The sequence below is a fragment of the Pontivivens nitratireducens genome (assembly GCF_011290545.1).
GTDB lineage: Bacteria > Pseudomonadota > Alphaproteobacteria > Rhodobacterales > Rhodobacteraceae > Pontivivens > Pontivivens nitratireducens.
Genome location: NZ_CP049811.1, coordinates 926,371 through 938,424, shown reverse-complemented (window position 1 = coordinate 938,424; position 12,054 = coordinate 926,371). Strand labels below are relative to the sequence as shown.

Annotated in this window: 9 protein-coding genes; 3 read left to right on the top strand and 6 right to left on the bottom strand. The window is 63.8% G+C overall.

Annotated elements, in window-relative coordinates:
- The first annotated feature begins 159 nt into the window (after positions 1–159).
- On the top strand, positions 160–507 hold the full coding sequence (locus tag G8E03_RS04470) for an ArsR/SmtB family transcription factor (protein ID WP_166189114.1): 348 nt from the start codon (positions 160–162) through the stop codon (positions 505–507).
- A 4-nt stretch (positions 508–511) separates the two neighbouring features.
- Here the strand turns inward: G8E03_RS04470 and smc are convergent, their stop codons facing one another.
- Entirely contained in the window at positions 512–3,964 is a 3,453-nt protein-coding gene (gene smc, locus G8E03_RS04465) for a chromosome segregation protein SMC (RefSeq protein WP_166189112.1), read from the bottom strand.
- A 188-nt stretch (positions 3,965–4,152) separates the two neighbouring features.
- On the opposite strand from smc, the gene G8E03_RS04460 reads away from it, so the two are divergent.
- A complete protein-coding gene (locus G8E03_RS04460; protein ID WP_166189109.1) occupies positions 4,153–4,689 on the top strand; it encodes an NADPH-dependent FMN reductase in 537 nt (178 codons plus the stop codon).
- Between the two features lie 27 nt (positions 4,690–4,716).
- On the opposite strand, the gene G8E03_RS04455 is transcribed toward G8E03_RS04460, so the two are convergent.
- Entirely contained in the window at positions 4,717–5,181 is a 465-nt protein-coding gene (locus G8E03_RS04455) for an Lrp/AsnC family transcriptional regulator (RefSeq protein WP_166189107.1), read from the bottom strand.
- Between the two features lie 134 nt (positions 5,182–5,315).
- Between G8E03_RS04455 and hppD the strand changes: the two genes are divergently transcribed.
- Positions 5,316–6,416, top strand: coding sequence for a 4-hydroxyphenylpyruvate dioxygenase (gene hppD / locus G8E03_RS04450; RefSeq protein WP_166189105.1), 1,101 nt, complete (start codon positions 5,316–5,318; stop codon positions 6,414–6,416).
- A gap of 116 nt (positions 6,417–6,532) precedes the next feature.
- Here the strand turns inward: hppD and infB are convergent, their stop codons facing one another.
- The 4 genes from infB to rimP form a co-directional block, all read right to left on the bottom strand.
- Positions 6,533–9,070, bottom strand: coding sequence for a translation initiation factor IF-2 (gene infB, locus G8E03_RS04445; RefSeq protein WP_166189102.1), 2,538 nt, complete (start codon positions 9,068–9,070; stop codon positions 6,533–6,535).
- 78 nt (positions 9,071–9,148) lie between these two features.
- Entirely contained in the window at positions 9,149–9,760 is a 612-nt protein-coding gene (locus G8E03_RS04440; RefSeq protein ID WP_166189101.1) for an RNA-binding protein, read from the bottom strand.
- A 24-nt stretch (positions 9,761–9,784) separates the two neighbouring features.
- Positions 9,785–11,416 carry a transcription termination factor NusA gene (gene nusA / locus G8E03_RS04435; protein ID WP_166189099.1) on the bottom strand — a complete coding sequence of 544 codons (1,632 nt, stop codon included), beginning with the start codon at positions 11,414–11,416 and terminating at the stop codon, positions 9,785–9,787.
- A 6-nt stretch (positions 11,417–11,422) separates the two neighbouring features.
- Positions 11,423–11,986, bottom strand: coding sequence for a ribosome maturation factor RimP (gene rimP / locus G8E03_RS04430; protein WP_166189096.1), 564 nt, complete (start codon positions 11,984–11,986; stop codon positions 11,423–11,425).
- Positions 11,987–12,054: the final 68 nt, after the last annotated feature.

Sequence of the window (12,054 nt, the reverse complement as noted above, 5' to 3'; positions counted from 1 at the left end):
CCCCGCCCACTGCCGCGTAACCCATTGATATAATGCAATCATCCATCAAGGTTGTGATTTAGCTTCTGGCCCCGCGCGAAATCGAGGCTGTCAGGATGGTGCTCCGCTATTTTCAACCAATCGGTTGATGATTCACGTCGGGCGGTGCAAGCTGCCGCAATGTCACAGCGCGCAGCCAGCCTCGACGCGACCTTCGCCGCTCTCGCCGATCCGACGCGGCGCGCGATCCTGAACCGCCTGCTGCATGGCGACCTGCCCGTCGGCACGTTGGCCGAACCGTTCGATCTGACCCTGGCGGCGGTATCGAAGCATCTGCAAATCCTGATGCGGGCGGGGCTGGTCACGACCGAGAAGCGCGGGCGCGAGAAATGGTGCGCCCTCAACCCGGATGCCATCGCACCCGCCGCCCGGTGGATGGAGGCTTTCGGCGCCTGGGGTGCGGATGATTATGACCGGCTCGAAGTCGCTCTTTCGCCCCTACTGGGAGAGCACGCATCGCAAAGCTGAAACCTCAACCGACCATTTCCTCCGCCCGGCGCAGATCGACGCTGACCAGCTGACTGACGCCCTGCTCCGCCATTGTGACACCGAACAACCGGTCCATGCGGCTCATCGTGACGGCATGGTGCGTGATGATCAGAAAGCGGGTGGAGGTCGTGCGCGTCATCTCATCCAGCAGATCGCAGAACCGGCTGACATTCGCGTCGTCCAGCGGGGCGTCCACCTCATCCAGCACGCAAATAGGCGAGGGGTTGGCCAGAAAAACCGCAAAGATCAGGCTCAGCGCGGTCAGCGTCTGCTCCCCCCCTGACAGCAGCGACAGGGTGGACAGCTTCTTGCCCGGCGGCTGACACATGATTTCCAGCCCTGCCTCCAACGGATCGTCGCTTTCGATCAGCTCCAGCTTGGCCTCCCCACCCCCGAACAGATGGGTGAACAGCCGGGCGAAGTTCTGATTCACCGTGTCGAAGGCGCCCAGCAGGCGTTCGCGCCCCTCCCGATTCAGATTGGCAATGCCGGTGCGCAGCTTCTCACAGGCAATATCCAGATCGGCCTTTTCGGCGGCGAGTGTGTCGCGCTCCTCCCGCACTTCGCGACTGTCCTCTTCGGCACGCAGGTTCACCGCGCCCAGCGCGTCCCGCTGGCGTCGCAAGCGTGTGATGTCTGTCTCGATCGCCTCCACCGTCGGGATTTTGTCGGGATCGGCTTCCAACGTATCCAGCAACGCCGTAGGCGTGACGTCCAGCTCATCCTCGATCCGCTCCGCCGCTGCGGTCAGGGCCACGGCAGCCGCATCGCGCAGTGCTTCGTCGCGGGCACGGGCCTCACGTGCATCAGAAGCGGCACGTTCCGCCTCACGCTCCGCCTGCTCGGCCGCGCGGGCGGCGGCCTCACCAATGGCAAGTGCGTCGGCCGCGCCGGCGCGCCGGGCCTCCGCCCGTTCCACCTCCCGCGCCAGATCGGCACGTTTTGCCGCTATCTGCGCGGGTTGCGTGCTGGCGGATGTCAGTTCCGCCTGAGTGGCGTCGATCCGAGCCTCCAACTCCGCGCTCCGCTTTCCAGCGGTCTGCAGGCGAAGCTTCCAGCCGCTGATTTCCTTCGTCAGTTCCTGCAAGCGTTTGATGCGGGCGTCGCCTTCGCGCCTGATCTCATCCGCACGCGCACGCGCGCTGAGCATGAGGGAGCGCGCCTCGACAACGCTGTTCCTGCTCTCCTCGACGGCGGCCCGCACTTCGTCCAGATCTTCCAGGGCGTCGCCCTGTGCCAGCGCCTCATCCAAGGCAAGCTGCGCCTCCACCACATCCTCGTCCCGTCGTTCGGAGGCCAATCGCAACGTGTCGGCCCGCCCCTCCAGCATCGATACATCTGCCTCCGCACGGTTAAGCGCGCGGGTGGCCTGGGTTGCCGCCTCATCCGCTATGCGCCGGGCGGCGCGTGCCTTCGCGTCCTGCGCCGCTGCCTGATCGAGGATTTCGCGGGCCTTCCCGTGCGCGGCTTGCGTCGATTCCGCCGCGTGAAGGGCCGTCCGGTGCGCCGCTTCGAGTTCTTCCAGCCGGTTTTTCTGCTGCAAACGCAAGGCTGTGGTAGACGGCACATCCGCAGCTGTAACGCGATATCCGTCCCACCGCCACATGTCCCCTTCGCGCGAAACCAGCCGCTGGCCCGGGGTCAGAGCGGCTTGCAACGCGTCCCCCAGCGCCGCCGGAACCAGACCGACCGCTTGCAGCCGCCGGGCGAGAACGGCGGGCGCAGTCACATGATCCGCCAGACGCCCGGCCTCCGCCGGCAAGTCCGCCACGTCCTCATATTGCGACAGTTCCGCCCAGCCGGAACCATGCGTTTGAGCCATCGCCGCCTTCAGGTCGTCGCCCAGCGCGGCGCCTAGCGCGGCCTCATATCCCCGCTCCACGCGGATCAAATCCAGAATCTGGCCGCTGTCGCTGGAATCACGCGCCAACAGACGGCGCAGGGCCGTGACCTCCCCGTCCAGGGCCCGTGCCTCCCCCGCAGCGGCGGAGGCGGCGGCGCGGGCCTCGGCCTCGACGGTCTGCGCGCTGTCTCGGGTCTTCTCCGCCTGCTGCAAGCTGTCCTCGGCGGCGGTCGCTTCCTTCGCCGTGGCTTCTTGCGCCGTTCGCGCCGCCTCCAGCCGCGCCTGTGCGTCGATCAGATCGGACGCGACCTGTGATGCGGCCTTGTCAGCCTTGTCCCGCTCCGCCACGGCCCGGTCATGTATCTTCTTGGCTTCCTCCAGCCGTCGCGCGGCGGCCTGATGACGCGCGGCCAGACGGGCGGCGTCCTCGGATTGGCGGTCCAGCGTTGCCTCCAGTGTCTTGAGCGTGGCAGCCGCATCGGTCGCTGTCTTCTGCGCCTCGGCGCTGAGATCCTCGTGCCCGGCGCCGGCCTGTTTCAGGGCGGTCTGTTCCCATTCCAGCCGCTCGCTGGACTCTGCCGCATCGCGGTTCAACTGGCCTTCGCGGTCCAGATCGCGGTGCAACTGTGCGAGCGTCGCTTCCAGCCGTTCGACCGCGCGTCGCGCCCTATGCTCCCGATCCTTGAGGGCATCGCGCTCGGCACTCAGCCTTTGCAGCACCGCGCCCGCCACCGCTTCCTCTTCACGCAAGGGTGGCAGTGCGTCCGCCGTGTCGATCCTGACCTGCGCACAGCGGGCCGCCTCGGCGCGCGCCCGCGCGGCCATTGTCGTCGTCTGGGTCAGCGTGGATTCTGCGGCCAGATGCGCCGCATCCGCCTCACGCCACCGACGATACAACAAGAGAGCCTCCGCCTGCCGCAACTCCCGCGCAATTTCGCGGTAGCGCGCGGCTTGCCGGACCTGACGTGAGAGCATTCCCAGCCGCTGATCCAACTGGGCCAGCACATCGTCCACGCGTTCCAGATTGGCTGCCGTCGCCTTCAGCTTCAGTTCCGCCTCGTGACGGCGCTGATACAGGCCCGAAATTCCCGCGGCTTCCTCCAGAATACGCCGCCGGGCCTTGGGCTTGGCGTTAATCAGTTCGGAGATCTGGCCCTGCCGCACCAGCGCGGGGGAATGGGAACCTGTGGACGCGTCCGCAAACAGCATCTGTACGTCACGCGCCCTGACGTCCCCGCCATTCGTCTTGAACGCCGATCCGGCATCGCGGGTGATGCGGCGCACGATCTCGATCCGGTCATCCTCGTTGAAGCCTGCGGGGGCCAGCCGTTCGGTATTGTCGAGGGTCAGCGTCACCTCGGCGTAATTGCGGGCGGGACGGGACGATGCCCCGGCGAAGATCACATCCTCCATCCCCGCACCACGCATCGCTGTCGGGCGGTTTTCACCCATGACCCAGCGCAGGGCCTCCAACAAGTTGGACTTGCCGCAGCCATTCGGACCGACCACGCCGGTTAGCCCGTCCGCAATCGTCAGTTCCGTCGGATCGACGAAGCTCTTGAAGCCGAGCAATCTGAGCTTGGTAAATTGCATTCTGGCGGCAGCCTCGATTCCACTAATCCCCGATGGTCCGCGCGACACCCAGCCATGTCAAGCTATCGCCACGGTATAGAGTGCACCCCTCCCGAAAGGGCACAATATCTGGAGGGTGCCATATTTGGGTTGTCCCCGAACCCGATAGCGTTATGAGCATTCGGACGCAAAAACGCGAAAGGCTATCCATGACCCATCTCGTCGGCATCTCAGGCTCCCTGCGCAGCGGCTCGTCCAACACGCTTCTGGTGGACGAGGCCGCGCGGCTATTCGCGCCGGACCTCTACACCCGCGCGGACTTGCAACTGCCGCTGCTCAACACGGATCTGGAAACACCGGCGGAGGTCGGGCGCCTCGTTACCCTCATAGGTCAGGCCGACGCCATCGTCATTTCCACACCCGAATATAACAGGATGATCTCCGGCCTGCTCAAGAACGCTCTGGACTGGGTCAGCCTCGCGTCGGACGGAAACCCGCTGGCGGACAAGCCGGTGGCGATCATCTCAAGCGCGGCGGGACGATCAGGGGGTGAGCGGTCGCAATATACTCTGCGACACGCCCTCCTCCCGCATTTCGCCCGCGTTCTGACTGGCCCTGAAGTTGCGATAGCCGGGGCGGGCGAAGCCTTTGACGACAAGGGCAGGCTCAAGGATGAGAAAAGCACCGAACTTCTGGGCAAACTGATGGAATCGCTCAAGGCCGAGGTGGCCCTGCATAGGGGCTGAAATCAGTCCGCCCGGAACGATGGCGGACTAAGGCGCTATCGGCGCATTATCCTTCAAGCGTTCCATCACGATCTGGCTCTGCACCCGGGCCACCGCCGGATGCGGCAGCAGGGTGCGTTGCACCAGCTCGTTCAGGGCAGTCAGATCGGCGCAGAACACCCGCAGCATGTAATCAGCCTCCCCCGTCAGGGTCCAGACACTGACCACGGCCTGCGTTCGCTCGGCCATTCGCACGAAATCCTGCGCATTCTCACGGCTGTGGGCTGCCATTGTGACCTGAACGAAAGCCTCGACCGAGGCGCCTATGCGCGCGGCATCCACCACCGCGCGGTAGCCGACAATATATCCGTCCTCCTCCAACCGCTGCCGCCTGCGGGCGCATTGCGAGGGGCTGAGATGCAGTTTTTCCGCCAACTCAGCAGCCGTCAGACGGGAATTGCCCTGCAGACATGTCAGCAGAGCACGGTCGAACGCATCGATTTGGCCTGCCATGAAAATTCCCCGCACCATTTTACTATTATCTGAATTTTACACGCACAAAGCGGCCATAAACGGGATTCTTTGCGCACGAATTGCATGCCTTCGACGTTACGTTCGGACAAATTCACATGCAAGGGAGGCTCAACATGGGTCCGTTTCCACACGATGCGCCTAAGGCCACGATCTCCGATTCCAATCCGGCAGGAACCGATGGATTCGAATTTGTGGAGTTTGCCCATCCTGAACCCGAAAAGCTGGACACGCTCTTCCGCTCGATGGGATTTACGCCAGTGGCCCAGCACAAGAGCAAGGACATCACGCTCTATCGTCAGGGTGACATCAATTACATCGTCAACCGGGAACCCGGCAGCCACGCGGCCCAGTTCGTCGAGGATCACGGCCCCTGCGCCCCTGCGATGGCTTGGCGTGTGGTCGATGCAAAGGTGGCATTGAAGCGGGCACTGGACACGGGTGCCACGGAATATACCGGTACGGGCAAGAGCATAGACGCCCCGGCGGTCATCGGGATTGGCGGATCGTTGCTGTACTTCATCGACGACTACGATGACGGCCGCTCCCCCTATGATCAGGACTTTGAATGGACCGGTGCACGCGACCCGAAGCCCGAGGGCGTCGGCTTCTATTACCTCGATCACCTGACGCACAACGTGGTGAAGGGGAACATGGACACGTGGTTCAAGTTCTACTGCGACACCTTCAAGTTCCGCGAAATCCGCTTCTTCGATATCGAGGGTAAGTTCACAGGTTTGCTCAGCCGGGCGCTGACCTCCCCCTGCGGCAAGATCCGCATTCCCATCAACGAGGATCGCGGGGACAAGGGGCAGATCGTCGAATACCTCAAGCGCTACAACGGCGAAGGCATTCAGCATATCGCCGTCGGGTCCGAGGATATCTACACATCCATTGATCAAATCCACGACAAGGGCATCCGGTTCATGCCCCCGCCCCCGGCGACCTATTATGAGCTAAGCCATGACCGCGTCGTCGGGCATGAGGAACCGGTGGACAAGATGATGAAGCACGGTGTGTTGATCGACGGTGAGGGCGTGGTAAACGGAGGCGAAACCCGTATCCTGCTGCAAATCTTCTCGAAAACGGTGATCGGGCCGATCTTCTTCGAGTTCATTCAGCGCAAGGGCGACGACGGGTTCGGTGAGGGCAACTTCAGGGCCCTGTTCGAAAGCATCGAGGCCGACCAGATCGCGCGCGGCGTCGTCGGCGCCTGACCCGAATTCGACCACCTAAGCCGGAGGTATCAACGTCACGATGCCCCGGCGACATCCCCCGAATACGCAAAAGGCCCGCCAGTGATGGCGGGCCTTTTGGTTGAACAGGGCGGGGATCAGAGCGTGCGCTCGATCTCCTCCGTCTCGAAGATTTCGATGACATCGCCTTCGCGAATATCCTCGTAGTTCTCGAACGCCATACCGCATTCCTGGCCGCTCTGGACTTCCTTGACCTCGTCCTTGAAGCGCTTGAGCGTCTTGAGCTTGCCCTGATGGATGACGACGTTGTCGCGCAACAGGCGGACACCGGCGGAACGCCGCGCCACACCTTCGGTGACGACGCAACCCGCGACCTTGCCGACATTGGAGACCTTGAAGACCTCCTTGATCGAGGCGTAACCGATGAAGGATTCGCGAACTTCCGCCGACAGCAGGCCGGAGGCCGCCGCCTTCACGTCATCGACCAGATCGTAGATGATCGAGTAGTAGCGGATTTCCAGACCCTTCTGGTTCGCCGCCTCACGCGCGGGTGCATTCGCCCGGACGTTGAAGCCGATGATCGGTGCGCCTGCAGCCTCGGCCAGGGTCACGTCGCTCTCGGTGACGGCCCCAACGCCGGAGTGCAGAACCCGCACCCGAACCTCGTCGTTGCCGATCTTCTCCATCGCCTGCACGATCGCCTCGGCCGAACCTTGCACGTCCGCCTTGACCACGATGGGCAGTTCGGAAACGTCCTCGTCCGCCTTGGCCTTCGCCAGAAGCTGATCCAGCGTGGTTGCGGCACCGGCTGCGGCACGCTTGTCCTTGGCGAGTTGCTGGCGATACTCCGCGATCTCACGGGCACGCGCCTCATCCGGCACGACGTTCAGAACGTCGCCAGCCTCGGGTGTGCCGTTCAGGCCCAGAACCTCCACCGGAACCGAAGGTCCGGCCTCCTCGACCCGCTCACCCTGATCGTTGATCAGCGCACGGACCCGGCCCCATTGTTCACCCACAACGAAGATATCGCCGCGGCGCAACGTGCCGTTCTGGACCAGAACCGTGGCAACGGGGCCGCGGCCTACGTCCAGCTTCGCCTCGATCACGGCGCCATCGGCGGCGCGGTCGGGGTTGGCGCGCAGTTCGAGCAATTCGGCCTGAAGCGTGATGTTCTCCAGCAGCTTGTCCAGCCCCTCACCCGTAACGGCGGAGACCTCGACATCCAGCACGTCGCCCGACATCGCCTCGACGACGACCTCATGTTGCAGAAGCTGGGTGCGCACCTTCATCGGATCGGCGCCGGGGCGGTCGATCTTGTTGATGGCGACGATCATCGGAACCTTCGCTGCCTTCGCATGGGCGATGGCCTCGATGGTCTGCGGCATGACCGAATCGTCGGCGGCAACCACAAGGATCACAATATCCGTGACCTGGGCACCGCGTGCACGCATCGAGGTGAAGGCGGCGTGACCCGGCGTGTCGAGGAAGCTGAGCAGCGTCCCGTCATCCGTTCTGATCTGATAGGCACCGATATGCTGCGTGATACCGCCCGCCTCACCCGAGACGACGTTCGTCTTGCGAATCGCGTCCAGCAGCGAGGTTTTGCCGTGATCGACGTGGCCCATGATCGTGATGACCGGGGCGCGCGGCTTCATGTCTGCGGGATCGTCCACCACGGTGGTGATAACGTCCTCGACATCCGCATCCGAGACGCGAACGACGCGGTGGCCGAACTCCTCGATGATCAGCTCGGCGGTATCGGCGTCGATGCTCTGGTTCTGAGTCGCCATGATGCCGTTCTGCATCAGGGATTTCACGACGGAGGCCACACGCTCGGCCATCCGGTTGGCAAGTTCGGCCACCGTGATCGCCTCGGGCAGCTTTACGTCGCGAACCACCTTTTCACGTGGCTCGTTGGATCCGCCACCCTTGCGGGCCTGACGTTCCTGACGACGGCGCATCGCGGCCATGGATTTCTGGCGGCCGCCCTCACCCATCGCCTGATTGATGGTCAGCTTACCTGAGCGACGCTTGTCGCCACCCGGAGATTTCTTGGCGTTGCGGTCCTCACGGCGGTCGTCACGCTTGGGCGCGGAGCCGGGCGCGGTGCGGCGTGGGCCTTCGACCTCGTTGGGCGGTGCGGGCGCATCGGCGGGGGAAACGACGTTCTCCTCCTTCTTGCCACGCGGCTTGTTGCGGGCGCGCGCTTCCTCATCGGACTTGCGCTTGGCCTCCTCGGCCTCCTGCATCGCCTTGGCCTCGGCCTCGGCTACGGCGCGGGCTTCGGCTTCGGCCGCCTCACGCTCCTTCGATTCCTTTTGTTCGCGCAGGGAGGCCAGCTCCGCCTTGCGGCGTTCCTCGGCTTCCTTTTCCTTGGCGATACGATCGGCTTCAGACGCCTTCGCGGCCATCAAGGCGCGGCGGCGGCGATCGATCTCACTGTCGGACACGGCTGCGTTGGCGCCACCCTGTGCGCTGCGGACCTGTGCGGCGTTCGCACCCGAGGTCGCGGCTGTACCGGGTTTTGGCACCACGACACGCTTCCGCTTCTTCTCCACCACGACGGATTTGGACCGTCCGTGAGAGAAGCTTTGCCGGACCCGGCTCGTCTCGGTCCCGCCACCGCGTGTTCCGATCGTCCTGCCCTTGTCGCCGTCGCCTTTGTTGTCGCTCATACTGACCTTAACCTTTTCGTCGGAGCCCCTTTGCCCCGTCGCCCAAATCCATCCCGTCCGTCGCGTGTATCGCGGCGGTCAGTCTATCGAAACGGCCTCATGGCCCCGCAGCCCATTGAGCCGCGACGCCTCCCTGAGGACCGTCTTCGTGACACCACCTGCGTCCAGCGCGGCATGTATCACATTATCCCGGCGGAATGCCAAACCCAATTCTTCCCTTGAAAGGCAGGAAATCACGGGTGCTTCCCCAGCCATCGGGCGGAGCTTGGCGCGCTGCGCCTCCGATCCGTCGCTGGCTTCGATCAATGCGGCGACCGGAGCGGACTTCAACCGTCGGTGGACCGTATCGAACCCCATATGGGCCAGCCCGGCCTTTCTGGCAAGGGCCAGCGCGTCCTGAAGTCGCCGCGTCAGCAATGCCTCGACCCGATCCGACAGGTCGGCGGGGGCCTTTACCGGGGCCTTTGCGGACCGGCTGAACAGGTTTTTCTTTACCGCCAGGTCAATCGCCGCGCGGTCTGCGCTGACCCACATGCCGCGTCCGGGCGCCTTTTCGGCCACGTCGGGGAACACGTCCCCCTCCGGCCCCACGACAAAGCGCACGAGGGGGGCGGTCGGCCCGCTCACCCCCGTGGCGATGCAGCGCCGTTCCGGCTCACTGCGGTCTTTATCGCGTCCACCCCTGCTCACGGTACACCCTTCCGAAGGCTGCAATCAGCCCTCGGCTTCCTCTTCTTCGCCGGCCTCGGCCGCGGCGGCAGCCTCGGCATCCGCTGCCTGCTGCGCGACCATTTCGTCCGCGTCGATATAGCCCAGCAGAACCCGCGCGGTCAGCACCAGTTCCTTGGCTTCCTCCAGGCTGACGTCGAATTGCTCCAGCAGGCCATCATCCTTGACCCGCTTACCGTCTACGGTGGTGTAGCCGCCAGCGAGCTCCCAATCCGCGCATTGCGCGAAATCGGTCAGGTTCTTGATGCCGTCCTCGGCCAGCGCCACGATCATCTGCGGGGTCAGGCCCTCAAACTCGAACAGCGAATCCTCGACGCCCATCTCGCGGGCCTTCTCGGTCGCGGCGGCGTTGATCGCGTCCAGCGCATCGCGCGCACGGGCCTGAAGCTCCTGCGCCGTTTCCTCATCGAAGCCGTCGATGCCCGACAGTTCCTCGATTTCCACGTAGGCGACTTCCTCAAGGTTGGTGAACCCTTCGGAGACCAGAAGCTGCGCCACCATTTCATCCGCATCGAGCGAATCCATGAACAGTTTGGAGCGTTCCGCGAATTCCGCCTGACGACGTTCGGATTCCTCGGCCTCGGTCATGATGTCGATGTCCCAGCCGGTCAGCTGGCTGGCCAGACGCACGTTCTGACCACGACGTCCGATGGCGAGGCTCAGCTGCTCATCCGGTACGACGACCTCGATCCGGCCGGCATCCTCATCCATCACGACCTTCGCGACCTCGGCAGGTTGCAGCGCGTTGACCAAGAAGGTCGCGGCGTCGTCGTTCCACGGGATGATGTCGATCTTCTCACCGTTCAACTCGTTCACGACGGCCTGTACGCGGCTGCCGCGCATGCCGACGCAGGCCCCGACCGGATCGATGCCCGAATCGTAGGAGATCACGCCGATCTTCGCGCGCGATCCGGGATCACGGGCCACAGCCTTGATCTCGATCACGCCGTCATAAATCTCGGGCACTTCCATCTTGAACAGCTCGGCCATGAATTCCGGCGCGGTGCGCGACAGGAAGATCTGCGGGCCGCGCTGCTCCAGACGCACATCCTTGATATAGGCGCGGATGCGGTCGCCGTTGCGGAATGCCTCGCGCTGGATCAGCTGATCGCGGCGCAGCATCGCCTCACCCCGGCCGACATCGACGATGACGTTGCCGTATTCCGTCCGCTTGACCAGACCGTTGATGATCGTGCCCTTGCGGTCCTTGAATTCCTCGTACTGACGCTCACGCTCGGCCTCACGCACACGCTGCATGATGACCTGCTTGGCCGACTGGGCGCCGATGCGGCTGAAATCCATGTGCGGCAGGGGATCAGACAGTTCGGTGCCGATCTGGGCGTTCGGGTCGATCTCTCTCGCGTCGTGCAGGTCCAGTTCGGTGAAGTGATCCTCGACCTCCTCGACCACGGTGCGCACGCGGGTCATGGTCAGATCGCCGGTCTTGCGGTCGATGGACGCGCGGATATCGTAATCCGCGCCGTAGCGGGCCTTCGCCGCCTTGGAATAGCTTTCCTCCAGCGCCTCGATGACCAGACCGGGGTCGATCATCTTCTCACGCGCGACCGCGTCGGCGATCTGAAGCAGTTCGAGCTTGTTTGCCGCAACCGTTGCCATTGTCCGTCACTCCTCTTCGTTCGAGGCATCATCCTCGATGATCTCGTCAAATCCTTCGAGCTTGGTGTCGCGTGCCTTCAGGCTTTCCGCGATCAGCTCGTCCGTCAGAATCAGTTTGGCATCGGCCAGCCAGTCGAATTGCAGTCCGACGATACCCTCGGCGATCTCGATCAGGATTTCACCGTCCTGAACGCCGCGCAACTCCCCGTTGAACCGGCGGCGGTTGTCGATCAGTTCCGTTGTCTCGACCTTGGCCTGATAGCCCTCGTAACGCTCGAAATCCTTGAGGCGCGTCAGCGGGCGGTCGATCCCGGGTGAGGATACTTCGAGGGCGTATTCCCCCTCGATCGGATCCTCGACATCCAGCAGCGCGGAGACGGCTTGCGAGATCTTCGCGCAATCGTCCACCTCGATGCCGCCCTCGGGCCTTTCCGCCATGATCTGCACGACCTTGGTCTTGCCCCCCATGAAGCGGATGCGCACGATCTCGAATCCCATATCCTCCACCGCGGGGGCGATGATGTCGTGGATGCGCCGGTCGATGGACGCCTTTGCAATCATGTCGGTCATGGGCACTCGCCAAGTTTCGGGTATGAAAAAGTTTCGGGCATAAAAAAACGGGCCAGCGGCCCGTTGCG

Coding starts and splice junctions, on each gene's coding strand:
- G8E03_RS04470 (WP_166189114.1), top strand. CDS start 160: ATGTCACAGCGCGCAGCCAGCCTCGACGCGACCTTCGCCGCTCTCGCC.
- smc (WP_166189112.1), bottom strand. CDS start 3,964: ATGCAATTTACCAAGCTCAGATTGCTCGGCTTCAAGAGCTTCGTCGAT.
- G8E03_RS04460 (WP_166189109.1), top strand. CDS start 4,153: ATGACCCATCTCGTCGGCATCTCAGGCTCCCTGCGCAGCGGCTCGTCC.
- G8E03_RS04455 (WP_166189107.1), bottom strand. CDS start 5,181: ATGGCAGGCCAAATCGATGCGTTCGACCGTGCTCTGCTGACATGTCTG.
- hppD (WP_166189105.1), top strand. CDS start 5,316: ATGGGTCCGTTTCCACACGATGCGCCTAAGGCCACGATCTCCGATTCC.
- infB (WP_166189102.1), bottom strand. CDS start 9,070: ATGAGCGACAACAAAGGCGACGGCGACAAGGGCAGGACGATCGGAACA.
- nusA (WP_166189099.1), bottom strand. CDS start 11,416: ATGGCAACGGTTGCGGCAAACAAGCTCGAACTGCTTCAGATCGCCGAC.
- rimP (WP_166189096.1), bottom strand. CDS start 11,986: ATGACCGACATGATTGCAAAGGCGTCCATCGACCGGCGCATCCACGAC.